This window comes from Spirosoma humi (assembly GCF_054776575.1).
This window is the reverse complement of the sequence record NZ_BAAHBR010000002.1, coordinates 171,262-197,507: the sequence shown is the minus strand read 5'-3', so window position 1 is coordinate 197,507 and position 26,246 is coordinate 171,262. Positions and strand designations below refer to the sequence as shown.

Sequence of the window (26,246 nt, the reverse complement as noted above, 5' to 3'; positions counted from 1 at the left end):
AATGATAATTAGCGAAGAATAACATTGATAAGAGCAATAGACACTGTTGTCAGTAACGATAGAATACCTATTCGCTCCGCTGGACTCAACCGGTTAGAATCAATGGGCTTAAAAGGTACGACAACTGTTGACCCTGGCTCAACATGCGGGCGAGATGTAAAGAACAGAAAATGATGAGTGCGATCTTTACGTCCATTTGGGTAGTTCACGTAGGCTTTACTTTTCCTTGCATTATCTGTGAAACCACCTGCTTCGCTGATATAGTCATTGAATGAATAATCCGTCTTGTAGCTAATTGAGGCAGGGTTTAAGACCGCACCCTGTACGGTGATGATTTCGGATCGGCGGGGGATATAGAGTGAATCGCCGTCTTGAAGCAATAGATTTTCTTCACCACCTGGGTCAGCAACGAGATTTCGTAAGTCGTTACCAATCAATTGACCGTTCCGTTTAAACTGAGCGCCGGCCAGATAGGCTTCTGGTTTTAGACCGCCTGCTCGCTGAATGACATCGCCAATGCGCTCCTGACGGTTATAAATAACGTAGTTGCCGGGTTGCATTACCTCTCCATATACATTTACCTGACGTTGTGCCTCATAATTGATTGAGGTACGAACGTAAACGATATCAAATGGTTGGAGTCGAAACGAGCTATTATCCGAGCTACCTTCCATAGCCGTAATCTTTAAGTTACGATCTATTGAAAAACGATGTATCTCCTGCGTTGTTGTCCGTACCCCAACCGAGTCTTGCCGGATTCGGCGAGCTACTTCGATCAGGTTTGGCTTCGCCCCCTCCTGAAAGCCACCGGCATGGGCAATAAGGTCCGCCACGCTCATGTTAGCTACAAACTGAACGGTGTCGGGACGATTTACCGCGCCTTCAATGGTGACGTAATAGGCCTCACGAAGATCGCGAATCGACAATACGGTCAGACTGTCCTGACTCTGCAAGGGTATGTCAGCCACTTCGCCCCGCATTAGTTTGCCTAGGTCGAAAGATAGGTTCTCCCGGTCCATATCGGCCCGCTCACGAATAATGGTGGCTCGATTGGTGAAGGCATCTTTCCGAAGTCCTTCAGCCCGCGTAATTAGTTGCTTCACCGTTTCCAAACCGGGTTCGAGTGAATAATCGCCAGGCCGCATAACAGCGCCTGCAATCTGAATCCGGTTTTCGTATCGTTCCAGAATCTTACCAACGCTGTATTTATCGCCGGCTTTTGGTACGAACGTAGCGATCTGTTCTTCAGTAATGGAAATAATGCGCCGTTCGCGGGCCGTGTTGCGCCGAAGAGTAATAGAAGCCCGGTAGGCGTCATCGCCAAAACCACCGGCAAAACTCAGAACCGTTTTTAGCGTTTCGCCGGATAAGACTTCAAAAATAGCGGGTCGGCGCACTTGTCCGCTTAGTTCAACGTGGGTTTCGTAGTCAGCTACCCGAATGACATCCTGATCCCGTAAGGGTATGTTGTCCCGTTGATCAGCACGGAGGATAAAATCATACAGGTCAAGGGTTCTGACGACACGATTTCCCCGAATGACCTGAATCTTCCGAAAAGACCCTGTTTCAGGATTAGGTCCACCGGCCAGATAAAGAGCATTCAGAACAGACCCTAACGATGAAATCGTATACGTTCCCGGCCGAACGACTTCGCCAACCAAAATAACCCGGATACTTCGGATATTCGTTAAACTTACGTTAGCGCTGGTTCCGCTGCCTGCTTTACCCAATCCCTGGTACCCGCCCTGCCGTAACCGGGCGATGATCCGCTGCTCTGCCTGTTCAATGGTCAGGCCACTGACAAAAATTGGCGCTAGATCAGGCACTTTTACGGTTCCTTCCGGACTGACTTTCAAATTAAAGTCTCCCGTTGAAGCACCGGAAATATCGATCTTAATCTCATCATCCGGCCCCACTACGTAGTTACGGGGGGTAGCTATACGCAGGTTTGGTTCAAATGACATTTTGGCATTTTCAAACAGTGAAGCGCCAAAAACCTTCAACCGACGGCTGGTATCCCGGCGTACGGTATCAGGATATAGTGAATCCTGCCTTACTGAAAGATCGGAAGGAACGGAGCGCCCCTTAAAGCTTTCGGGCGGAAGGTTATTTTGGGGCAGCGAGGTCAGCGTACGAATCTGTGCAATGCGTTTCCGCATCTTCGCAATATCATCGAGAGTATACCCCTGCGACATAGCGGCCTGTTCGGTCTGAACTTCACTCAGCCCACTTGCCTGGGCCTTCCGATAGAAGTTTTGTACATCTTCGTCACTCAATTGATCGACCCGCGAGCGGGGCCGTTGAGCCATAGTCTGGTATGACCCTGTCAGTAAAAGTAACAGGAAAACAACGTGACAGGGGCGAATTTGATGGGTAAAGCGTGACAATTTGTCCTTAAGAAACATAAACAATGGCTATTGGGCCAAAATTTGAACTGCAAAAGTAATGGATTCTTACCAAAACACCACTTCCATATAATAAGGAGTGGCTATCCATGAGCCTCTTAGGTTGTAGTCCCGCTGTAATGCACTAAATTTGTAGAAAAAAGTCGGTTGGTCAGTCAACAGGGAAATGCCCTTTGACTTCCACAGTAGACCTTGACGACTACTTATTAATGATACGATGATTAATCTCATAGCTAAATTTTTCGGAACCAAATCGCAACGGGATATCAAGGAATTGCTTCCCTATGTTGAGAAGGTAAATGCCGAATTTGCTCGGTTAAAAGAACTCTCCAACGACGAACTACGTCGCGTTTCGGCCGATCTCAAGGCTCATATCGCGCAGGAACTGGGTGATATTGATGCCCAACTGGCTGAACTCAACGAACACGGCAGCCAGCCGGATGTAGACGTTAACGAAAAGGAGCGGATCTTTAACCAGATTGATAAACTCGAAGCAGATCGGAATACGGAACTGGAGCGAGTGTTACTCGACATCCTGCCCCGCGCCTTTGCCGTCGTGAAAGAAACGGCTCGCCGGTTTACGGAGAACGAGCAGTTAACCGTAACAACGACCGATTTTGACCGTGAAATTGCATCCCGCAAGAGAAATGTTGTTATCGATGGTGATCAGGCTCATTGGGCTAATACCTGGGATGCTGCCGGATCGCCCATCAAATGGGATATGGTGCATTACAACGTTCAGATCATCGGGGGTGTTGTACTTCATCAGGGCAAAATTGCCGAAATGGCAACGGGCGAAGGGAAAACGCTTGTTGCTACGTTTCCGGCCTTTCTGAACGGTTTGGCCGGTCGGGGTGTGCATATCGTAACCGTCAACGATTATCTGGCCAAGCGTGACTCCGAGTGGATGGCTCCCCTGTTTGAGTTTCATGGCATGCGGGTAGACTGCATCGACAAGCACCAGCCCAATTCTGAGCAACGCAAGCTGGCTTACCTGGCGGATATTACCTACGGAACCAATAATGAATTCGGATTCGACTACCTGCGCGATAACATGGCCCGCGAAACAGGGGAACTCGTGCAGCGGAAACACCATTACGCGATGGTCGATGAGGTTGACTCCGTTCTGATCGATGATGCCCGGACACCGCTTATCATTAGTGGTCCCGTACCTCGTGGCGATGAGCAGGATTACATCGAGCTGAAGCCCCGCGTATCCCGCCTGGTCGAAGCGCAACGTAAATTAGTCTATGACTTCCTGAACGATGCTAAGAAAAAAATTGCCGCCGGTGATGAAAAAGAAGGTGGATTATCGTTGTTCCGGGCTTATCGTGGTTTGCCAAAACACAAACCGCTCATTAAGTTTTTAAGCGAAACGGGTAACAAAGCCCTCTTGCAAAAAACCGAATCGATCTACCTCGCCGAAAACCAGAAGTTAATGCCGGAGGCCGATGCGCCTCTGTATTTTACGATCGACGAGCGGCATAACGGGATCGATCTGACCGAGAAGGGAATCGATTACATTACCGGATCGAGCGAAGATCCAAACTTTTTTATCCTACCCGACCTATCCATTGACCTGAATGCGATCGACAAAGACGGCGAGTTGTCGGAACCGGAAAAAATTCTGCATAAGGAATCCGTTGTTCGTGACTATGCCGTCAAAACGCAGCGGATCAACACTGTTAACCAACTGCTGAAGGCCTATTGCCTGTTTGAGAAAGACACCGAGTATGTCATCATGGATGGCAAAGTGAAAATCGTGGATGAGCAGACGGGGCGGATTATGGAAGGTCGCCGGTGGTCGGATGGCCTGCACCAGGCGGTCGAAGCGAAAGAAAATGTGAAAGTTGAAGACGCCACGCAAACCTACGCAACCGTTACGCTCCAGAATTACTTCCGGATGTATCACAAGCGGGCAGGTATGACCGGTACGGCCGAAACGGAAGCGTCTGAATTCTGGCAGATATACAAAATGGATGTGGTCGTTATTCCCACGAACCGTGCCATTAGCCGCGCCGATGAAGAAGACAAAGTGTATCGCTCGGTACGCGAGAAATACAACGCGGTGGTGGATGAAATCGCCACTCTGGTTGAGAAAGGAAGACCTGTCCTAGTCGGTACAACGTCGGTCGAGAATTCCGAACTGCTGAGCCGGTTCCTGACCATCCGCAAAATACAGCACCAGGTTCTGAATGCTAAGTACCACCAGCGCGAAGCCGAGATTGTCGCTTCGGCCGGTCATCCTGGCACCGTTACCATTGCGACCAACATGGCGGGGCGTGGTACAGATATTAAATTGACACCAGAATCGCGCGCAGCAGGTGGGTTGGCCATCATCGGTACAGAACGCCACGAATCGCGCCGGGTCGATCGGCAGTTGCGCGGACGGGCGGGCCGTCAGGGCGATCCGGGTACGTCACAGTTTTTCGTTTCGCTCGAAGACAGCCTTATGCGCTTGTTTGGCTCGGAACGGATTGCGAAAGTGATGGACCGGATGGGTCTGGAAGAGGGTGAAGTTATTCAGCACTCTATGATCACCAAGTCGATTGAGCGGGCCCAGAAGAAAGTGGAGGAAAACAACTTCGGCATTCGGAAGCGGTTGCTGGAATACGACGACGTGATGAACTACCAGCGCGAGGCCATCTACAAGCGCCGTCGGAATGCCCTGTTCGGGGATCGTTTACCACTCGACATTGCCAATACGATGTACGATGTGGTCGAAGAAACGGTCAATAATGCTGAGGGGAACTATGAGGAGATAAAACTCCAGCTGCTCACCACGCTTGGCCTTTCACCCACTCTGAGTGCCGATGAATTCAACCGCCTGAAAAAGCCGGATCAGATTCGTCGGTTATATGATGAGGCCGAAGCAAACTATCAGGCCAAGAACCAGGCGATTGCCGAAAAAGCCTTGCCTGTTCTAACACAAGTATTGGCTGATCAGGGTCACCAGATTAAAAACATAGTAGTGCCGTTCTCCGACGGTATGCATGAGTTGACGGTTGTTTCTGATCTACGGGAAGCGGTCGCATCAGGCGCTCGCGACATCGTGACCGAAATGGAAAAAGCCGTAACGCTGTCGGTTATCGACCAGGAGTGGAAGGAACACCTGCGCGAAATGGACGACCTGAAACAGTCGGTACAGAACGCTGTCTTTGAACAGAAAGACCCGCTACTCGTCTACAAGTTTGAGTCGGTTGAGCTGTTCAAGCGCTTTCTGAACAAAGTTAATTTCGATACCATCAGTTTCCTGACCAAAGCCGATATTCCGGCGCAGGAGGCCGAAGATGTTCAACAGGAGATTCGGCAGGCACCGGCGCAGCAACGTCCTCAGCCGCAACCACAGCTCCATACGAACATGGAAGATTTTGACGATGATCACCTGGCTACGGGACCGGAAGAATACGCCCGGCGCATGGCCGAAAATGATGCCATGGGCGCTGGAGCACCACCGATGCCCCCCCGTCAGGCTCCCCTACGCGTGGCTAAATTAGACCGCAACGCTCGTGTCAATGTGCAATATGCCGATGGTTCTGTTAAGCGGGATGTCAAGTTTAAAACCGTTGAAAATGATGTCATCACTGGCAAGGCTATGTTGATCGACTAAGCTTCTGGCCATATATAACGAGACGCCCTCTGAATAACCATTCAGAGGGCGTCTCTGTCTATAAGGAGGTTTCGTTTTTCACCTGATAACCAAGCGGTAAGCTGTGTGCCTGGCACGGCCTTTGATGCGAAACTCCAGTATAGCTGGTGCTGCACTTTTTATTATAATGAGCCGTTATTACGGTAGTATGAATAAGGTTTTTTTATGTCTGTTCCTGATTGGGTCGTTGGCATTTTCGGTAATTCCTGACCCGATTCGGCTTCGCTCGGAGCAGTTGCCCTTTGCCCCCAAAGAATTTTATATTGCCGCCGTTACCGATCAGCGCCCCGAGCGCGGCCCCGTTGCCCGGTTGGCTCTGGTTCTCAATCAACCACCGCAAGCTGTTGATCTTGAGAAAGGTGTCGCCACGAGTTTCCAACGGTTTATCGATCAGGGATTGAAGCAGAACAGGGCCTTGAGACCCATTGCAATGCGCGTTCGGCAGTGTCGGGTAAGCGAAACCGCCGTTGGCAATCGTGTGTCCGGACAGTTCTCGTTTTCCGTATCGTTCGAGCTATTGGGTAAAGATGACGCTGGTGTTACCACAAGTACCCGTCTGACCGACTATCAGGGCAGTGCCACCTACACCCGACCGCTAGCCAATCTGGACGTTATTGAATCCACCATTCGGCAGGCAGTAGTCGCTTCGCTGCGTAACCTGAATGAGTATATGAAGCGGGAGAGCGGACGAAATGAGAAACTGGCCCGAAGCCTGAAAATCAACTTTATCGACGATACCCGAATCACAGACGACGATACGGTTCACTACAACACGGCTCGGAAACTGACCTGGGCTGACTTTCAGGCACCTCCACGAAAAGGTAGCCATTATGCCGCCGAAGTGTTTACCAGCTTTTCGTATGAAGGCAAGAGTACGGTAAAAGATGGTGTCATTATTCTGAATCTTCGAGCCAAGGCGTATATGCTGAAACCCTCTTCCTGGGCGCGTCCTGATGCCCACAATGCCTACGCGCTTAACCACGAACAACGCCATTTCGATATCACGAAGATCATTGTCGAGCGCTTCAAGCGAAAAATCCACCCCGATAGTCTTACGCTGGAAGATTACAATAGCATTACTCAGTACCAGTTCATCGAATCGTTTCGGGAGATGAGCAAACTGCAAACCCAGTACGATGATGAAACGAATCACAGCCTGAATCAGGCGGCTCAGGAACGCTGGAATCAAAAAATTGATGCCGAACTACGTAGCCTGGGGGTAATTAAGTGAAGAAGATCCGCGTTTTGCACGTCAGTACGGCCCATCCTGCTTATGACCCGCGGGTGGTATTCAAGCAATGCCAAACGCTTGCCGGAACCTACGACGTCTTTTGTGCATTACCCCACGCAGATGCCTCCATTGCGCCTGACATTCGTTTCATCTGGTTGCCTTATTATCGGCGGGTACTTTGGCGGGTGCTGATTACCTGCCCATTTGTTCTGCTTCGCTGCCTTTGGCTGCGTCCTCGGCTTATTCACGTGTATGTACCTGAGTTTATTCCTTTTGCGTATGTGTTTTGGCTCTTCGGCGCGAAAGTAATTTATGAGGTACAGGAAAATCTGCACAAGAAAATTCACCGAAAAGAAATCAACAAAGGTTATTTTCTGGAAAAAGTATTTCGCTGGTTTGACCAAGTCGCCCGCCAGCATTTCTATTTTATCTTTACCGAACAGGCTTATTTACAGACTTATACTAGGTTGAGTAAGCCTTGTGCTGTCATTTACAACTATCCGCTTCTTTCTTTTCTGGAACCGTTTCAAACCCCTTACAACCCGAATCGGCAGGAACCATCGCTGTTCTACATTGGCCTGCTCAGTTTCGATCGGGCTATCGATACCCTTGTTGCCGGTTTGGCCAAATTGAAAATAACACACCCCCAGTTTATTGTGCATCTGTTTGGTCGGCGTACCTTTACGGCTGATAAGTTGGAGAAACTGGCTACTTACGACTCCGTGCGTAATCATCTTTGTTTCTATGGATACACGAACCAGCGGATCGCTTTTCCCTACGCTGCCCAGGCAACGGCGGGATTGGCTTTACTCAAACCGGTTGGCGATTATCCAGAATCGTACACAACGAAATTATTCGAATATATGGCTCTGGGGCTGCCCGTCGTTACGTCTGATTTTCCGCTTTATCGCGACATCATTGATCGACATACGTGCGGCTTTTGCATTTCTCCTTATGACCCGACACAGGTGGCTGATGCACTTGCTTATTTGATTGAGAATCCTGATGAGGCTCGACTGATGGGACAACGCGGACAAAAAGCGGTTGAGCAGTTTTATAATTGGACCAGCGAAGCGGAAAAGCTCCTTCAGTTTTACGGACGAGTGCTTTATGCAAATTAGGCAGTGAATTTAGTTTGCTTTTACATAAAAAATCAAATACGTTATGGTATTGTTCTAATGACCAATACCACGTTTTCCCGGAAGGATTTAACTTTAAGAATTGATTTGGGTTATACCTGGATTAGTCCTACTTATTTGGCCTGATGTACATACATGCAGTAAGCCATTATCTGCCCGCGCAGGTAGTCGGCAATGAACATTTTACGCAGCTCAATGGCTTGTCCAGCGAGTGGATTATCGAGCGAACAGGAATTGTGGAGCGACGCAAAGCCGCTCCCGGTGAGAACACAAATACCATGACAGTTGAAGTCGTTCAACGGCTCATGGAAAAAGCAGACCTGACCAATGTCGATTTGATTGTAGGAGGCACGTACACGCCTTACGATACCATTGTCTCTATTGCGCACGAAGCGCAGCACTACCTCGGTATCGCCGATATTCCAGTCATTTCCATTTCAACCGCCTGTTCCTCTCTTTTAAATGCGATTGAAGTGGTAGAGGGCTATTTTGCGCTCAACAAAGCCAGCCGTGCCTTGGTCATTGTATCGGAACACAACACGCTGTACTACAACGAAACCGACACCATCTCAGGACATTTGTGGGGCGATGGCGCAGCGGCCTTGCTGATCACTAAAGAACGGCAGAGCGATGATGATTTTGCCATTAAAGCCCTGCAGACCGGGGGCGCAGCGCACACCCCAAAAGCAACGACAGGGGTAATGATGAAACCCGCTGACGGGGGCGTTACGATGCCACACGGTCGCGATGTGTTCATCAACGCCTGTGTATACATGCCTAAAGCCAGCTTGCAGGTGCTCGAACAGTGCGGCCTGGAACTTGCCGATGTAGATTATATTCTCCCTCACCAGGCGAATCTCCGCATTTCGCGCAATGTGATGAAGACGTTAGGCTTGCCTGAAGAGAAGCTGATTTCGAATATCCAGCGATATGGCAATACAGGCTGTGCCGGTTGCGCCATTGCCCTTTCGGAGCGATGGGATAGCTTCAAAAAGGGAGAGCATATTGTTATCACGGTATTCGGAGGAGGATATTCGTTCGGCGCTATGCTAGTGGAAGTGTAAAACAATATAATCGTCCATCAAAAAAGGGCAGGAAGTATATACTTCCTGCCCTTTTTTGATGGACGGCGATTCCTTATTGGGCTTCTGCCCGCCAGGTGTTGTTCTTACTGTTGACATCGGGTAATTTCTGATCGGGGTCAATAACCACGGTCTTCAACGACGATGTCGAATTATATTTGAATGTCCAGGTAGCACCACGCTGCCAAACTTCGATAGGCAGGTTTACCCGGCCTTTTTTCCCATTGCTTTCCGTTATCTCAACCGTGACAGGCATAGCCAGTTTATCCAGATTTTCGATCGAGATCAACGATCCTTTATCGGCGGCACCATCTACGTATTTTACCTCCCGTACGCCCTGATCCAATTTCCAGGTTTCGTAAAAGTAACCACGCCAGAACCAGCCTAGATCCTCGCCGGCTCCATCTTCAATGCTCCGGAAGAAATCATAAGGGGTTGGATGCTTGAAAGCCCAGCGGCTTACATAATTCTTGAAGGCAAAGTCGAAACGATCTGGCCCCAGAATGACCTCACGTAATAATTTCAAGCCCATTCCCGGCTTGTAGTAAGCCAATATACCCAGCGCCCGTGGCTGTTGCACATCGGGAATGGTCATGATGGGTTCGGCGGGATAGAAAAGTGCCGGAGCAATGTCGTGCATGGTTCCGCGCTCCCGGTTGTATTCACCTTTGTTAAAGTTAGCCGTAGAAAGCGTATTGATGAAGGTATTGAATCCTTCGTCCATCCAGGGAAATTTACGCTCGTTGTTACCGACAATCATTGGAAACCAGTTGTGCCCAAACTCGTGGTCAGTCACGCCCCAGAGAGCATCTTTCTTGTCTTTATGATCGCAGAAAACGATGCCAGGGTACTCCATACCGCCCACAATACCCGCTACATTGGTCGCTACGGGATAACTGAACTCGTAGAGGTATTTGGAATAAAACTCAAGACAGCCCTTTACGTATTCTGTCGAACGGCCCCACGAATCGTTCGTCGCACTTTCGACGGGATAGACCGACTGAGCTAGGGCAGGTTTGCCACTGGGCAGGTTCATTTTTGCCGCATCCCATATAAACGCCTTCGACGAAGCCCAGGCAACATCGCGGGTATTCTGACAACGGAATTTCCAGGTCAACGTGCCCGATTTTTTCGGACGGCTGTTCGGGTTATTAACTTCGTCTTTACCCCGAATAATAACTGTTTGGTCGCTTTTACGGGCCTGATCCAGGCGTTTCAGCTGTTCGGCGGTCAGTACTTCGTTCGGATTCAGCAACTCGCCCGACCCCACCACGATGTGATCCCAGGGCGCGGTTATCGTATACTCATAATCGCCATAGTCAAGGTAAAACTCGCCTGCCCCCAGATAAGGCAGGACGTTCCAGCCTTCTATGTCGTCATACACGCACATGCGAGGATACCATTGGGCTATCTCATAAATAATACCATCTTTCCGTTTCAACTGACCCATACGGTCAGAACCATACTCTGGAATTTTAAACGAGTAGGCGACTTTTATTTTCACGACATCACCATTTGGTTTTACAGGCTCCGTCAGGCGAATTTGCATACGCGTGTCTGTAATGGTATAAGGCATCGTCGTAAACTTGCCCTTTCCCTCCTCGACCGTCACGCTTGAAATGGTCAACCCACCGGCGAATCCCAGATTTCCGAAGCGCCCACCCGAAACAGGTGTTGTCTTCGAAGCCCGTGAGGTATCGCTAAAGGCATTCTGATCCAGTTGCAGCCACAAGTAGGCCAGCGATTCGGGTGAATTGTTCTTGTACGTAATGGTCACGTCACCCGTGATCGTATTTTGCTGATCATCGAGCGTAACATTAATCTGGTAATCTGACCGATTCTGCCAATACCGGGGGCCAGGCGCACCGCTACCGGTACGATAGTCGTTACCGGGCTGCATGTTAAATAAGGGATGAAATAGGGCTAGCGGGTCATATTTTGACCCCGGAGCTGACGTTGACGAAGGTACAGTTTGAGCGAAGGACACTAAGCTCAATGCCCACAACCCTGCCCAGAGAGCGATTTTTTTCATGAATAATAAAATACGGACTTTATACTAACAAATAACGGAAGAAAGACCCGAAATCAGCTAATTCTTAAAGAGACAGGCGTAAATCGAGGCCGTGATGAATAACTAAAAAGGCAAACAAACCAAGCCAAAGTATATCGACAAAGTGCCAGTATAAGGCAATAAGCCTGATTTTTAACCAATTGGGGGGATTGACACTGTATACAAACGAATCGACGTAAAGCCGACGGCGCATGGCTTCGACCAGAAGGATCGCTAAAAAGACAAGACCGATTACAATGTGAAGCAGGTGAACACCCGATATAATGTAAACAAACCCACCAGCCGGATTCCCCTGCAGTTCGATACCCGTCCGGGTCATCTGACGCCACCCCCAGGCCTGCAGAATGACAAACAGAATACCTAATCCAAGCGTAGTGGCAATATTGGCACGGTACGTGCCGAAATGCTCATGTCGAAAGGCCTGAACCGCGTTTTTCAGCGTTAGGCTACTCAACAGAATAACCCCGGTACTGATCAGAAACACATTAGGCAGCCTGGTAGCCATCCAGCCTGGACCCGTCTGGCGAACGACATAAGCGATTAGCAGTATAGTGAACAACAGCACACTACTGGCTATGCCCAACCACACCATAAAGCGGAACGGCTCCCGCCGTTTCGTTATCATATTACTCATAGGGTAGGTCCGTCGTTTGTCAACCTGAATTCGCAATTTTTCAGCAAGGAAAAATGACAAACACTAAACTAGTTTATAGTCTTCCTTTCCAAACGCGGTACGCCGAAAATTGGTTTGGCACAACTGACGGCGCATTAAAAATACCGTAGATGGTTGATCCGGAGCCGCTCATGCTGGCGTAAATAGCCCCTGATTCGTAAAGTTGCTGTTTGATCTGACTGAGAAGCGGGTACCGGGGAAACAAACTATCTTCGAAATCATTATGGATCGTTTTGGGCCACTCGTCAATAGGCGCCAGCAACTGATCATATAACGAAACGTCCGTTTTGCGGGGCCTTATTCCAGCATAAGCTTCGGCGGTTGAGATAGCCAGATTAGGATAAACGAGTACGATATAATAACCACTCAGGTCGACGGCTATTTCGGAGAATACATCGCCTTTTTCGGTGCAATACAAGGGTCGATTTTGGACAAAAAACGCACAGTCGCTGCCCAGTAGTCGCGCATAATTCTCCAATTGCGCTGTGCTGAGTTGTATGTTGAACAAATCATTCAGCCCTTTCAATGTAAAGGCGGCATCGGCCGACCCACCACCCAGCCCCGCCCCAATCGGCACGATTTTGTGGAGATGCATCTCGACCGGAGGCAGATCGAAATCAGCCTTCAACAGGTTATAGGCTTTAACGCAAAGGTTTTGACTCAAGCTTCCAGGAATAGACAAGCCGCTATCGGTAAACCTGAATTGCCCAGCGGGTATTATTTCCAGAATATCACCCCAACCAACCGGATAAAAGCACGATTGCAGATTATGAAAACCATCGGAACGCTTCTCGGTGATCCGTAATCCGATGTTGATTTTGCAGGCAGGGAAGGCTAACAAGAATGATAAGCGATGAATGATGAATAAGTGCTAGACTGGCCTACAGCTACTAGGCTTTCAGTACGTCGAAAAATACGATCATTCACACTTCCTTACAAGTATTACTTAATATCAACGACCCGGAACTCTGTCCGACGGTTACGCTGATGTTCAGCCTCGGTACAGATAACGCCATCCGTACAGTTATTCACCAACTGCGATTCGCCCATGCCCAACGCCGACATACGGCGTCGGCTTATACCTTTCGAAACCAGATAGTTAGCAACGGCTTTGGCCCGTTGCAGGGACAGGACTTTATTATGTTCTGCATCACCCCGGCTATCGGTATGCGAACGAATTTCGACAATTAGCGTAGGATATTTCCGCATGGTTGCCACGACTTTATCTAGCTCACGGGCAGCATCGGCTCGTAAGCTGAAGCGATCGAGATCGTAATAAATATTATCAATCGTAACCACATCACCAACGCTCAGCATCCGTAAGTCGGCCGAAACTTCTTTCGGCTTTGTCCTTTTGGGCAACCGTTTGATTCGGTTTGTATTCGTACCGAACTCCGGTTTAGAGGCTACCAACGTATAATCGCAGCCTTCAACCACATTGAAGGTATAGCGGCCATCGGGGCCAGTTACGTACTCCCGCAGCGAGCGATCACACTCATTCCGCAGCCGGACCGTTACCCCGTCTATTGGCTTTCGATCCCGGGCACCCATGACCACACCGCTAATGCGCGACTGGGTTAGGGGTCCAGTGTTGATGGCATTTTCGGTCGCAATGGTATCCATAACGACGGTGGGCTTGATGAGGCCAATTTCCAGTCGGCTGGGCTGATCGTCCGTCAACGAAGTGGTGGTGAAACCAACCGTACTATTAATATACCCATCCCGGCTAGCCTGAAAGGTGAACGCATTATTACCTTCCAGACAAATGCGCACAAATCCGTTGGCGTCGCCAATCAGGGTACGATCAGGTTGACCTTCGCCCCGCGATTTGATCAATACCGTTACGCTGTCCAGTGGCTGCTCCGAATTAGTGTCGTATAAGCGTATAGTCAGGTCGCGGCATCCGAACAGCGAACTTTCCCGAACAAACCGGTAAATATCATCATTGCCATCACGCCGGTTACTGCTAAAATAACCGCCCTGTCTGCCGGCATCCGTTATGAAGCCGAAATCGTCTTTATCGGAATTGATGGGCGCATCGAGGTGCTCGACGCTTCGCACCGTTAGTCCATCTGATAAGGTGGCAAAAAATACATCCAATGCACCAAGCCCTTTACGGCCATCCGATGAAAAATACAGATTCCCGGCATCGTCGACAAAGGGAAACAATTCGTTTCCTCGCGTATTGATGGTTGCCCCTAAATTGACCGGGCGGCTCCACCGGCCGTTTTGGTACCGGCTCACGTACAAATCTGTGCCACCAAAACCACCTGGCATATCCGAAACAAAGTAAAGAAACTGATCATCGCGGCTCAACGTGGGATGCCCAACTGAATACTCGTCACTGTTGAAGGGCAATTCTTCAATAGTCGTCCAGGCCCCATTTTCCTGGATAGCCGTATACAGTTTGAGCTTGTTTACCCCCGTGGAGCTTTGGCTGGCACGGCCATTGTTGTAATTGTTGCGTGTAAAAATAATGTGCAACCCATCCCGCGAAAAGGTGGCCGGGCCTTCGTGATACTTTGTATTTATCGTCTTGCTAAACCGTTTTGCCGCATCGACGCTCTGTTCTTCATAGCCTAATCCTTCTGAGATCTTAATTCCTTCATAGAAATTCGGAACGGTGCGCGAGTCATTGGCTGTTGGGCGGGTGTAGCTGTCCTGTCCTACACTGTATTGGTTTTTAATGTGCGTATCCGGCGCTTTACTGATGCTGCCATCTGCATTAATGATACTGGTTGCCTTCAGGTTATTTCGATTAGGCGCATAAAATAAATCGAGATAGCCTGATCCGCCCCCACCGCCATTAGTTTCGATGGCCGCGCCCCCTTTTTTACCAGCTACATACACCAGACCGTCCCGATAGTATGCCGGACTAAATTCTTCGCCCTGGGAATTTAAAGCCAGGTACTCGAGCCGATACCGTACGGGCTCTTTCCTCGTACCAGCTACCGGACCCGCTGGCATCGCCCGTTCCGGTTGTTTGGCCTTTATTTGTAGATATCGCTCGTATTGTTTCTGTCCTTCCTGAAGCTTGCCATTTTTGACTAATGTCTGGGCAAACTCTAGTATTTGCTGCGGACTCTCCTCCGCGCTATTGGCCGAAGCCTCCCGAAAAAAACGCTCTGCTTTCTGTGTATCGCCTACTTGCTGGTAGGCCGATGCCAGGCCACTTTGTATGGCGAATCGCTGGGTATTGGTAAGCTTAGTATCATACTCGTTGAGGAGTTCAGAGTACGCTTCTATGGCACGGCCATAAGCTTTATAGCTGAGCAATCGGTTAGCCTGCTGCAACAACGAGTCTGTCTGTGCCCAAGCCGTTAATGAGCCTAGCCACAGCAATCCTCCCAAAATCAATACATTCCAGTTTCTATTCATTCGTGACGTTATGCCATGCCTTTTGGGCGCTATACTCACCTTCAATCGGTAAACGAGTTTGCCTTAAAATCAGTACGCTACATTCATCGACCCAACGTCACAAATCGCACATAGCCATGATTATGGCGTAGCCGAACCTGACAATGTTGCAAATTCCACCGAGTCCCCCTTCCTTGTAGACACCAGATCAATAGGTAAGTGCGCGTTTACGAACCTATTGTTGATTCAGTCGCCGTTTGGCGAAAAGCCTTTTAGATAAATCAGCGATTCATCCTTTTTAAAATCAAGCTGACGTTTGCCGAGCAATCCCAGCAGATTATCCCGTCACATCAACGCCCGTTGCCGTTGCTTTGTTGATAATATCAACTTATTTTCTGTCTTACACTCAGACCAATAGTTAACCAAACGCGGTTTGCCTATGCACAGAAACTACGCTATGATCTGTTCTTACTAGCAAGATCACAATACACAAAAAGTTACCGATAATTTTATTTCGTAATTATATCACCATATAAGAATGCTGATTACGCCATCCTCAGACGAATATCATGCCAAGCCTATTTTTTGCTCATACAGACTAGTACCATCGTTACTTTTCCGAATAATAGTAGTACTTGTTGACGCTGATTTTTCCAAATATATGTTCCCAGTTCATAGCTAAAGGAAACGTGACTGTCGCATCATAAACCATGCCAGCAATGCTCCTATCCGAGGAAAGACAAAAACTCAATGTATTTAATTGGTTAACCTTTGAGTAATAGACAAGAAGCCTTTGTTTAAATAGTAACCATAGCGACCTGATAATCAGAGCTACTATTCAGGAAAAGATCAGGCAAGAATCCCGGAACGATTATTCTGGCTAATTTTCACGTAGGGGCACAATTAACTTTAGTCGATCTTGCCAACTAACTAGGCCAGTTAACGGGGGCAGAAAGAGTGAAAAGTTTATCGACAGACTGGGGAAGTTCGCTTCGGTTGTGCGTTACAAACAAAATTGTTCTATCAGTAAAACTATCAATCAGTTTTTTGGCTCGCTCAACATGCCGACTGTCAATAGCCTGAAAGGGCTCATCCAGTAACAACACAGATGCATTTTTCAGAAAAGCGCGTACCAATAGTACCAATCGTTGTTCGCCTGCCGATAAGGTCCCAAAGGGCCGCGCCATGGTATGAGCCAGCTCAAAGTACGTGAGTAAACTGACCAAATCGGCCTCGGTCTCGGCCGAGACACGAACCGGGGGAGTAAGGGTATCGGTCATGCCCGTAAGGGCTACCTGCCGTACTGATAAATGCTGAGGAAAGTATAGATGCAGCTCAGGTGATACAAATCCGATTCGTCGTTTGACATCCCAGATGCTTTCTCCCGCTTTACCCCGACGATGGCCAAAAACACTAACCTGGTTAGCATACGCCTGCGGATGGTCACCGTAAAGTAAGCTGAGAAGTACTGATTTCCCCGCGCCATTCTGCCCAAACAGAGCCCATCGCTCGCCCGCCCGAACAATCCAGTTGATATCATCCAGGATGACCGTATTACCGTATCGAACAGTAATATCCTGCAACCGAAAAGCCTCAACAAAATCAGTATGTTGCGGCTTTGTTTGCAGAACAGGTAGCTCAACGCATTCTATCTCGGGCGAAAACGGAGGCTTGTAGTCACTTACGGGCCCTGACCAACGAAGTTGTCCCTCCTCCATTAGAGCGACATGCGTTGCGAATGGCGGCACTTCCTCTGATTCAGTCACCAGCACAAGCGTCAGGCCATGATTTGTCAATTCGCCCAGCCAGTTGGTCAATTCCATTCGGAAGGCAGCATCCAGACCCACAAAGGGATTGTCTAACAGCAGGACAGCCGGATTTTGCAACAAGGCTTTTCCAATACGCGCCTTTCGGGTTTGTCCATTCGATAGTTTAATAAACGAGCGATCTAACAAAGCCAGCAGGCCCAAACGATCAAGCAGCGCCGTTGCTTCTGACGAGTCAGAAAATTGCAGGAAATCGCGCAGCAACGGAATCGCGGTATACCCGGCATCGCTTCCTTCGGTATTGTCGCTCATGGTTGCCTGATACCGTTGCTGGTAAAAATAGCTGCCGTATGAAAAACGACTAGATTGCTCTTTAAACGAAACAAATTCGGTTACTACCCGGCGGTTCAGGGTTCCTGGAGGAGCCGGAAGCTGTCCGGCGAGCGTCTGCAGAAACGTTGTCTTACCGCTACCCGTTGGCCCTATCACACACCAGCATTCACCTGGTTGGAGTTCAAAGGTGATGTCACGCAGTATAGGCACGCCACCACGCCGGACGGTCAATGTATTCAGACTAATTAATGAAGTTTGTTCGAGCATAAAAAAATCAGGGCCACACCTTCGCAAAGGTATGGCCCTGGGTATTTTCTTCGGCACTTACGCCACTATTTTCTGGGAGGTGTCGAAGTCGTAGGAGTCGTTGTCGGACTCGAAGTCGTTGTTGTCGAGCTACTACTTCTCGTACGACGGCTGTTGTTACCGGTCGAGCCTGAGTTCGTCCGATCTGTCGTGCTTGGTGGTACAGTCGAACCTGAATTCATCGTACCTGCACTGGTGCCTGAATTCATTGTACCTGTATCCGTGCCATATGTGCTTGTTCCGCTACCCGTAGTAGAACCGGTTCCACTGGTCGTAGACCCCGTAGTGCCCATCGTTGTACCGTTAGTAGTCGTTCCATTCGTGGTCGACTGGTTCGAGTTGGTCGGTGGCTGCGTCTGGTAAGTACCCGATGTTGTACCGGTAGTACCCATCGTGCCAGTTCCTGTGGTGCCCATGGTACCTGTACCCGTGGTGCCTGTCGTACCACTCGTACCCATAGTACCAGTACCCGTGGTACCTGTTGTTGTACCAGTCGTACCAGAATTGGTTGTCGAGTTCGTTGTTTGCGCTGCTGCGTTTAGGGTCATGCCAGCTACTAGCATCCAACCCATAATCATTACTTTTTTCATCGTTGAGTTATGTCTTTCGACTAGTTTACTGTTTAGTCTATGGTATAACTCAACCATATCGGCAAGTGTTTATTTATTTTTACTTTTTTTTGCTGATGCTTATTTTATCTGCTAACGAAAAAGCGGGTAGCCATCAATTGATCTGGCTACCCGCTTCCACTTACTAACTATCAACGGTTACTCGTTCAGCCTTATAAAGTACCCTTCTTCATCTCTTTCACTGCAAAGTCGGCTGCACGGGCCGTCAACGCCATATAGGTCAGAGAAGGGTTCACGCATGATGCCGAGGTCATGCAGGCACCATCGGTATTGAATACGTTCTTCACCGAATGCAGTTGGTTATGTGCATTCAGGACCGACGTTTTAGGATCACGACCCATCCGGGCGGTTCCCATTTCGTGAATACCAATACCAGGATGCTTTGATTCGTCGTTGTAAGGCGTAACGTTTTTCAGGCCAGCCGCTTCGAGCATCTCAGCCGCATCATTCATCATGTCGATGCGCATTTTCTTTTCGTTTTCGCCGTAGGCTGCATCGAACACGATCAAGGGCAACCCCCACTTATCTTTCTGATCGGGCGAGAGAGTCATGCGGTTATCTGGATTCGCGATCATTTCACCGAAACCTCCAAGGCTCATTGTCCATCCGCCGGGCTCCGACAGGCTGTCTTTGAACTCGGCCCCGAATCCATCAACACCATTGCCCCGATTCCAGCCACCACGACCAGCACCGCCCTGGTAGCCAAAGCCACGAACATAATCGCGCTTATCGTTATGCCAGTTCCGATAACGAGGAATATAAACGCCATTGGCACGCCGGCCATAGTAATACTGATCCTCCATGCCGTCGAATGTTCCGGCAGCACCGGCCGCTAAATGGTGATCCATAATGTTGCGCCCGAGCTGATCAGAATCGTTACCCATACCATTTGGAAAACGGTGCGACTTCGAGTTCATCAGGATGGATGTACTGGCAAAGGCCGATGCATTCAGGAAGATGATCCGTGCATAGTACTCACGCACTTCCTTGGTATTCTGGTCGATAACCCGAACGCCAGTCGCTTTATTTTTCTTTTCGTCGAACAGCACTTCCGAGACAATCGAATCAGGGCGCAAGGTCAATTTACCCGTTTTCATGGCTGCGGGTAAGGTTCCTGACTGGGTACTAAAATAGGCGCCATAGGGGCAACCCCGCATACACTGGTTACGAAACTGGCAGGCTGCCCGCCCAAGATCGTAGTGAATCTGTTTGGGTGCCGTTAAGTGAGCCGTGCGTCCCATGGTCACGGTACGGGCCGGGAAGGCCTTTTCAATGCGTTTTTTGGCTTCTTTTTCCAGGCAGTTCATCTGCATGGCTGGCTGATAGTTGCCATCGGGCAGTACATCCAGACCATCTTTGCTACCAGATACCCCTACGAAAGTTTCTACGTAATCGTACCAGGGAGCCACGTCTTCATACCGAATTGGCCAGTCGACGCCGATACCTTCTTTCCCATTGGCCATGAAGTCTTCCTTGTTCCAGCGGTAGCTTTGCCGCCCCCACATCAGCGACCGTCCGCCTACGTGGTAACCCCGAATCCAGTCTACTTTCCGTTTTTCGAGGTATGGATTTTCTTTATCGTTCTCGAAAAAATGGCGCCATTCTTCGTTGGCCGTATAGCCAGTCCGCATGTTGGCCCAATACTCTTCGGCCGCCAGCGTCGTAATCCGGCCCCGGTGGGGAAAATCCCAAGGGTTATTGGTAGCCGTTGGATAGCCTTCGATGTGCTTTACATCCCGGCCCCGCTCCAGCATCAACACCTTCAATCCTTTCTGCGTGAGCTCTTTAGCAGCCCAACCGCCAGAAATGCCCGATCCTACGACAATGGCATCGTAGGTCATATCTTTTTTTGCGTCTATATTGAGATTCATGTTTTTTTAAGGAGTTAGACGTAAGGAGTGAGGAGTAGAAGTGAGGAGCCATCCGGGCTCATAAAACATGTGCCAGCCCTCCTCACTTCTACTACTAACTCCTACATACTTATTTAGATGGCCCATGCCTTCTGGCCGGGTTTGAGCGTAACGCAACCGTCATAACGGCCAGGAACCGCTACGTATTCAAGGGCCTGGGTGGCACCAATTTCAGACGTAAAATAGCCGGTCATGGTAAGGTCTTTCAGGATCATAAAGAAAGGCGTGTAGCGTTTCTTGGCATCCGGCATTTGCAGGTCGGCCTGGGCATTCTCTACTTTAGCAGCCGCTTTCGCTGTATTCATTTGCGCCAGTTCCTGCTTGGCCTCAGCCTGTAATTTTTTCACGATCTCAATCCGCTGTGCTGGATCAAGTTGCACGAAGGCTTTACTATATGTATCCTGGCTCAGTTTGTTGGTCTGTGTCAGGCCATCTACAAAACGTTTCTGATCATCTGCTTTGTAGCAATCTTTTAGCATCAGATCGATAAATTCATTCACCTTGGCGGCTTTGGCGCCGGGGGTTTTCGTCGTTGGAATAATGGTTTCAGCCAGTTCAGCAACGGTCGCATCCTGATCGGCCGTCAAGAAAAGCGGCTTACCCGTCAGGGCGCGTCTGGCAGCCGAAGCTTCGAGCGTATCAGCCAAAGCGGGCAACGACATGGTTGCGCCAGCCAGCATGGCCACCCGCATGAGGGCGTCTCTTCTGTTCATGTGCGTAGAGCGAAATTAAACTTTCAAATAGAACGATATTAGGAAGTACAAATGTATAACAATCAAGGATTGGATTGTGAAATTAGAGGACACAGTTTTGGCGAATAGCCCTATTTAGAATAAGGATGCATACGGGTAAAAAAACAGGTCGGTCAGTAGCCCAAAACGGGGTTACTGACCGACCTGTTTTTCGACCAAATCAATGAAGTTGACTGGATCTTTTTTAGGATCTGAAGCTTACATCACGCTCAATTCCTGAACGGCCAGCCAGCTCATCAACCCTGCGCCCGTTTCCAGAGCCGCTTCGTCGATGTCAAAGGTTGGCGTATGAACGCCGGAGATAATACCGCGTTCTTCGTTTCGGGTACCAAGCCGGTAAAAACAGGAGTCGACAACCTGCGAGTAAAAGGCAAAGTCTTCGCCAGCCATCCACAGATCCAGATTAACGACATTAGCGGCACCCATGTACTCGACAGCCTGTGAGCGTACGCGTTGGGTCAACTCAGGGTGATTTTTGAGGAAAGGGTAGCCGTCAACAATGGTAAATTCACAAGTCCCTCCCATGGCTTCAGCAATGCCTTCGGCTAGTTTGACCATCCGTTTTTTCCCTTCTTCGCGCCATTCTTCATTCATGCACCGGAACGTACCCTGAATGGTCACTTCGTTTGGAATTACATTGGTAACGCCATCGGCGATGAACCGCCCGAACGACAATACCGATGGGCTGGCCGGGGGGCGATTCCGGCTAATAATCTGTTGCAGCGCGACAATGATGTGCGAGGCAATCAGAACTGGATCAACCAGGTTGTCGGGCATGGCTGCGTGGCCGCCTTTGCCCCGTACGGTCATAAAAATCTCATCTGTGCTGGCCATGTACATGCCTTCGCGGAAACCGATCTTTCCTACTGGAATATTGGGCGCTACATGCTGACCAAGCATACTGACAGGCGTCGGGTTTTCCAGAACGCCTTCCTTGATCATCAGCGAGGCCCCGCCGGGTGCTTTTTCCTCTCCCGGTTGGAAAACCAGCTTTACGGTTCCATCGAACTGATCACGCAAAACGTGTAAAATTCGGGCAACGCCCAACAGACTCGCCGTGTGCGCATCGTGCCCACAGGCATGCATGACACCCTCAACCGTCGATTTATACGGTACATCGTTGGCTTCGTGAATGGGTAACGCGTCCATATCAGCCCGCAACGCAACTACTTTCGACCCGGCGCTTCTACGGCCTTCAATGAGCGCGACCAGGCCCGTATCGGCTACGCCCTCCTGCGGAGTTATGCCAATTGCTTTCAGTTGATCGGCTACGAAGCGAGCCGTGTTCCGTTCCTGAAAGGAAAGTTCGGGATGGGCGTGTAAGTGTCGGCGCGTCTGAACGATATCGGACGCGTATTGACGAGCAAGCGATTTTATGGAATCAAGCATAGGTCATGCGGCCAGAAAGCCGCCTTTAAAATCTGGTTGCTACGGCTGAAGAGCCGCGCTACTGTGTTGTTATAAACTGATAATCGCTGATAACCGTTTCCAGAAAGACCCGATCGGGCAAATCACTCCGAACACCGGTCACCTGCTTAATTTTATCGGCAGTGAGTTCAAGCACTCTTCCGTCGCCCTGGCGAAGCGTTTGGCGAACGATGCCCACGTCCCGATCTGAAAGCAGGCGTACATCAGGAAACTGCAAAACGTAATTCTCGGGTAATGGTCGAATCAACACATCATCTAACGAAACCGTCGGCTTCAATTTTACGACCGTGGTGCCGGCAGCAATATCGCCCAGCCGCTGGCCTTTGCCATTAGCGGCTACCGTTATGATGGGCACAACACCACCCAGAAAAGCAACCGACTCGACAATCCGTAATACCCAGCGGAGCAAATAAGCTCCCAGGCCGGGCTGCGAGCCATCCAGCATAACGACCCGGATACCCATGGCAATTTTACCAATGCTGCGCCCATTCAGAAACCATTCGGATAGTAGGTCATAGACCACAATCGGAAAAAGCGCGACGAAGACATAAAACGTACCCGGCGTTACGTTCAGCCTGGCCGGAATTCCGAATACGAGCAGTGCCCAGCCGAAAATGACCAGGTAATCAAGCATGGCTGCCAGAATCCGGTCGCCGATGCTGGCTGGTTCGTACGCTACCGAAACGTTTTGGGAAGTGCGGATTGTAACAGGCATGCGTATAAATCAAAACGAAACCGCTCTGCGGCTGAACGCCAAAAGTCGTAAGTCAGAAACTGAGGTCAAAATATTTAGAGTAAAAGAGACTTAAGTCTTTCTAAAAACAGAATTTTACCTCAACTTAACAGTCTTTACCACGATTTTTCCGCTGTTCATCGGCCTACTTTATGCGCGAAGCTCTTTTCGTTAAACGCAACACGGACAAATGGCGCGATATGGAGCAAAATCCGACGCGTGATCCCGATGAGCTGACGGCCCGTTTTGTAGAGCTGACCGATGATCTGTCGTATGCGCAAACGTTTTATCCTGACTCGACTGTAACCCGCTACCTCAATGGGCTGGCGGCTCAGATGCACCGAGGCCTCATGCAGAATCGGCGCGACGATCGCAGTCGGTTTACGACCTTCTGGACGTACGAACTACCCATGCTTTTCCGGCAGTCGCACCGATTGCTGGCCATATCGGCGGGTATCTTTCTGGTAGCTGGCATCCTGGGTTGGGTGTCGGCGGCCCATGATAACACGTTCGTACAGCTTATCTTGGGCGACAGATACGTGAACATGACGCTCGAAAACATCAAAAAAGGAGATCCACTGGGCGTGTATAACAGCAGCGGGCAATCGACGATGTTCATTCAGATTACCCTGAACAACATATACGTCGCTTTCCGAACATTCATATTTGGGTTGTTTGCGTCGTTTGGTACCATGGCCATGCTGTTCTACAATGGCGTCATGCTGGGTGCCTTTCAGTATTTCTTCTACGAGCGCGGCCTTCTTCTCGACTCAATCCTTAAAATCTGGATTCATGGTACGCTCGAAATATCGGCGATTATCATTGCCGGTTGCGCAGGTCTGACGGTCGGTAATAGTCTACTATTTCCGGGCACCTATTCGCGGCTAACTTCTTTCAGGCGGGGTATCAAACAAGGGCTTACCATTGCCATTGGCCTTGTTCCCGTGTTTATTATGGCGGGGTTTCTGGAAAGTTTCGTGACGCGACTAACGTTGCCGCCCCTGGTCAGCGGAAGCATCATTCTGGTCTCGGCGGCTTTCATTATCTGGTATTTCATTCTCTATCCTATAGCGCTAAACCGTAATCGGCAACCATGATTCAACTCTTCGAGCAGCGTGATTTTGGCAACAAAATCAACGCGACCTTCCAGTACATTATTCAGAATATACGTAGTCTGGGAATGGCACTTATTTATATTGTGGGCCCCGTGGCGCTGGTGGCGGGTATTGCTACCGGGGTTATGCAATCGGACATGCTCCAGTTTGTGAAAGACTCCAACGATGTGGATAGACAGAATCCAATGGCAGCCTTTCAATTGATGTCCAATTTTCTGTCGCCCTCTTTCTGGTTAGCTATGTTCTTTAGTGTTCTGGCGAACGTGGCCGTTATTGTGACGACCTACGCCCACATGAAAATTTACGACAGAACCAAGAGCAACACCATCCCTGTAGCCGACGTTTGGGCCGAAGTGCAACCGATGATTGGGCGAGCCATCATTATCACGATTCTCAACTCAATTATCATCGGCATTGGGTTCCTGTTTTTTTTCATTCCTGGCCTCTATGTAGCCATTGTCCTGTCGCTCTCACTTGCCGTTACGGCCTTTGAAGGCGCTGATTTTGGCACAACCTGGTCCCGTTGTTTCCTACTCATTCGGGATAAGTGGTGGTCTACATTCGGGCTGATCGTGGTTATGGGCATTATCGTGGGCGTTGTTGGCCTTCTGTTTGCGGTACCCGCTACCGTTATCGCTTTTTTAACCGGTGCCAAGATGCTGCCTAACGTTTCCGTTGTGTGGCTTATTCTGGGCAACGTCATCAATCAGGTGGGCCGCACGCTACTCAATGTCATCCTGTATACGGCCATTGGTTTTCAATACACCAATCTGGTTGAACGGCAGGAAGGTCGGGGGCTGATCTCGGCTATCGATTCCATTGGCACGTCACCTACGCAGCCCCGCGCAACGGATGAAGGAGGTTATTAACTTACGATTGCTACTGCGCCGTTTGCGGATTGCCGGTCTTGGTCGGTCTTATCTGACTTTTTGGTTGCTCTGCCTGTTGCTCGCTGGTTCATCCGTGGCGTCGGCACAGCCAACCGATACGACCAAGGCTGCCGCCACGAGGGATGACCGAACTCCGCTGCACGTGCGCTATCCCAAACAAGCCCATTTACGCGATCTGCAAACCGATCATGACTATCAATATGGGAATGACGCTCCTACACCCGAAAATCCGTTTGCCCGGCTCTGGGCTTGGTTTCTTCGGAAAGTGGGTGCTTTTCTGTCGAGCTCAGCGTACGAAAACGTTTGGCAGTATGTGATTCTGATCGTCATCGCCGGTGGATCCATTTACCTGCTCCTGAAGGCTGAAGCCCTGGCATTTCTCTTTCCTAAAAAAGCGCAGTCGGTGGAGCTGGCATATGAAAATCTGGGCGAGAATATTCACGAGCTCAACTTTGACACAGCCATTGAGGAAGCCGTCAGTCAACGAAACTTCCGGCTGGCAGTACGGCTCCTGTACCTCAAAACAATTAAGCACTTAACCGATGCAGGACGTATTGCCTATAAACCCGAGAAAACGAATCGTCAGTATGTTTACGAACTGGCGAATTCACCGCTTCAGACGGATTTTGAACGCCTGACGAGCCAGTTTGAACTTGTCTGGTATGGTGATTTTCCTGTAGATGAAGCGCAGTTTACCGCCTTACGAATGGCCTTCGTTGCGTTCAATAAATCGGGGCGGCAACAACCCATAACCTAAGCATCGTCCGATAATCCGGC

General features: G+C 49.6%; 18 protein-coding genes. 7 read left to right on the top strand and 11 right to left on the bottom strand.

All coding sequences use genetic code 11. The annotated features are described in order from the left end of the window. Positions 1-8: 8 nt before the first annotated feature. A complete protein-coding gene (locus ACYU8Y_RS02635; protein WP_460933912.1) occupies positions 9-2,405 on the bottom strand; it encodes an SLBB domain-containing protein in 2,397 nt (798 codons plus the stop codon). Positions 2,406-2,622: 217 nt separating this feature from the next. Here ACYU8Y_RS02635 and secA point away from each other — a divergent pair, with 217 nt between their 5' ends. From secA to ACYU8Y_RS02615, 4 genes are all read left to right on the top strand, one after another. After that, positions 2,623-6,015, top strand: a complete 3,393-nt coding sequence (gene secA / locus ACYU8Y_RS02630) for a preprotein translocase subunit SecA (protein ID WP_460933910.1) — start codon at positions 2,623-2,625, stop codon at positions 6,013-6,015. A 187-nt stretch (positions 6,016-6,202) separates the two neighbouring features. Then, positions 6,203-7,285 (top strand): hypothetical protein, encoded by a 1,083-nt coding sequence (locus ACYU8Y_RS02625; protein ID WP_460933908.1) that lies wholly within the window; start codon positions 6,203-6,205, stop codon positions 7,283-7,285. Then, on the top strand, positions 7,282-8,406 hold the full coding sequence (locus ACYU8Y_RS02620; protein WP_460933906.1) for a glycosyltransferase: 1,125 nt from the start codon (positions 7,282-7,284) through the stop codon (positions 8,404-8,406). The genes ACYU8Y_RS02625 and ACYU8Y_RS02620 overlap by 4 nt, the downstream gene beginning before the upstream one ends. Positions 8,407-8,549: 143 nt before the next feature. Continuing rightward, positions 8,550-9,488 (top strand): 3-oxoacyl-ACP synthase III family protein, encoded by a 939-nt coding sequence (locus ACYU8Y_RS02615; RefSeq protein ID WP_460933904.1) that lies wholly within the window; start codon positions 8,550-8,552, stop codon positions 9,486-9,488. 73 nt (positions 9,489-9,561) lie between these two features. Here ACYU8Y_RS02615 and ACYU8Y_RS02610 read toward each other — a convergent pair whose 3' ends face one another. The 10 genes from ACYU8Y_RS02610 to ACYU8Y_RS02565 all read right to left on the bottom strand — a co-directional run bounded on the left by ACYU8Y_RS02610 (position 9,562) and on the right by ACYU8Y_RS02565 (position 23,446). Further along, entirely contained in the window at positions 9,562-11,538 is a 1,977-nt protein-coding gene (locus tag ACYU8Y_RS02610; RefSeq protein ID WP_460933902.1) for a M1 family metallopeptidase, read from the bottom strand. Between the two features lie 64 nt (positions 11,539-11,602). Beyond that, entirely contained in the window at positions 11,603-12,211 is a 609-nt protein-coding gene (locus ACYU8Y_RS02605; RefSeq protein ID WP_460933900.1) for a cytochrome c oxidase subunit 3, read from the bottom strand. Between the two features lie 73 nt (positions 12,212-12,284). Then, on the bottom strand, positions 12,285-13,091 hold the full coding sequence (ispE, locus tag ACYU8Y_RS02600) for a 4-(cytidine 5'-diphospho)-2-C-methyl-D-erythritol kinase (protein ID WP_460933899.1): 807 nt from the start codon (positions 13,089-13,091) through the stop codon (positions 12,285-12,287). A 101-nt stretch (positions 13,092-13,192) separates the two neighbouring features. Continuing rightward, the gene (locus ACYU8Y_RS02595; RefSeq protein WP_460933897.1) at positions 13,193-15,628 is read right to left on the bottom strand and encodes an OmpA family protein; all 2,436 of its coding nucleotides are present in this window, start codon (positions 15,626-15,628) and stop codon (positions 13,193-13,195) included. Positions 15,629-16,533: 905 nt separating this feature from the next. Next, a complete protein-coding gene (locus tag ACYU8Y_RS02590) occupies positions 16,534-17,973 on the bottom strand; it encodes an ATP-binding cassette domain-containing protein (protein ID WP_460933895.1) in 1,440 nt (479 codons plus the stop codon). 65 nt (positions 17,974-18,038) lie between these two features. Beyond that, positions 18,039-18,602 (bottom strand): hypothetical protein, encoded by a 564-nt coding sequence (locus tag ACYU8Y_RS02585; RefSeq protein WP_460933893.1) that lies wholly within the window; start codon positions 18,600-18,602, stop codon positions 18,039-18,041. A 191-nt stretch (positions 18,603-18,793) separates the two neighbouring features. After that, positions 18,794-20,512: a GMC oxidoreductase gene (locus ACYU8Y_RS02580; RefSeq protein WP_460933891.1), complete on the bottom strand. Its 1,719-nt coding sequence runs from the start codon at positions 20,510-20,512 to the stop codon at positions 18,794-18,796. Positions 20,513-20,625: 113 nt separating this feature from the next. Beyond that, entirely contained in the window at positions 20,626-21,264 is a 639-nt protein-coding gene (locus ACYU8Y_RS02575; protein WP_460933889.1) for a gluconate 2-dehydrogenase subunit 3 family protein, read from the bottom strand. 237 nt (positions 21,265-21,501) lie between these two features. Beyond that, positions 21,502-22,692, bottom strand: a complete 1,191-nt coding sequence (locus ACYU8Y_RS02570) for a M20 metallopeptidase family protein (protein ID WP_460933887.1) — start codon at positions 22,690-22,692, stop codon at positions 21,502-21,504. 58 nt (positions 22,693-22,750) lie between these two features. Beyond that, positions 22,751-23,446 (bottom strand): RDD family protein, encoded by a 696-nt coding sequence (locus ACYU8Y_RS02565; RefSeq protein ID WP_460933885.1) that lies wholly within the window; start codon positions 23,444-23,446, stop codon positions 22,751-22,753. 170 nt (positions 23,447-23,616) lie between these two features. Between ACYU8Y_RS02565 and ACYU8Y_RS02560 the strand changes: the two genes are divergently transcribed. From ACYU8Y_RS02560 to ACYU8Y_RS02550, 3 genes are read left to right on the top strand one after another with little or no spacing between them, the layout of a single operon-like run. Further along, complete coding sequence (locus ACYU8Y_RS02560) at positions 23,617-24,561, top strand: stage II sporulation protein M (protein ID WP_460933883.1); 945 nt, start codon at positions 23,617-23,619, stop codon at positions 24,559-24,561. Next, on the top strand, positions 24,558-25,448 hold the full coding sequence (locus ACYU8Y_RS02555; RefSeq protein WP_460933881.1) for a hypothetical protein: 891 nt from the start codon (positions 24,558-24,560) through the stop codon (positions 25,446-25,448). Before ACYU8Y_RS02560 ends, ACYU8Y_RS02555 begins: the two co-directional genes overlap by 4 nt. Beyond that, positions 25,432-26,226, top strand: coding sequence for a DUF4129 domain-containing protein (locus ACYU8Y_RS02550; RefSeq protein ID WP_460933879.1), 795 nt, complete (start codon positions 25,432-25,434; stop codon positions 26,224-26,226). The genes ACYU8Y_RS02555 and ACYU8Y_RS02550 overlap by 17 nt, the downstream gene beginning before the upstream one ends. Positions 26,227-26,246 lie beyond the last annotated feature (20 nt).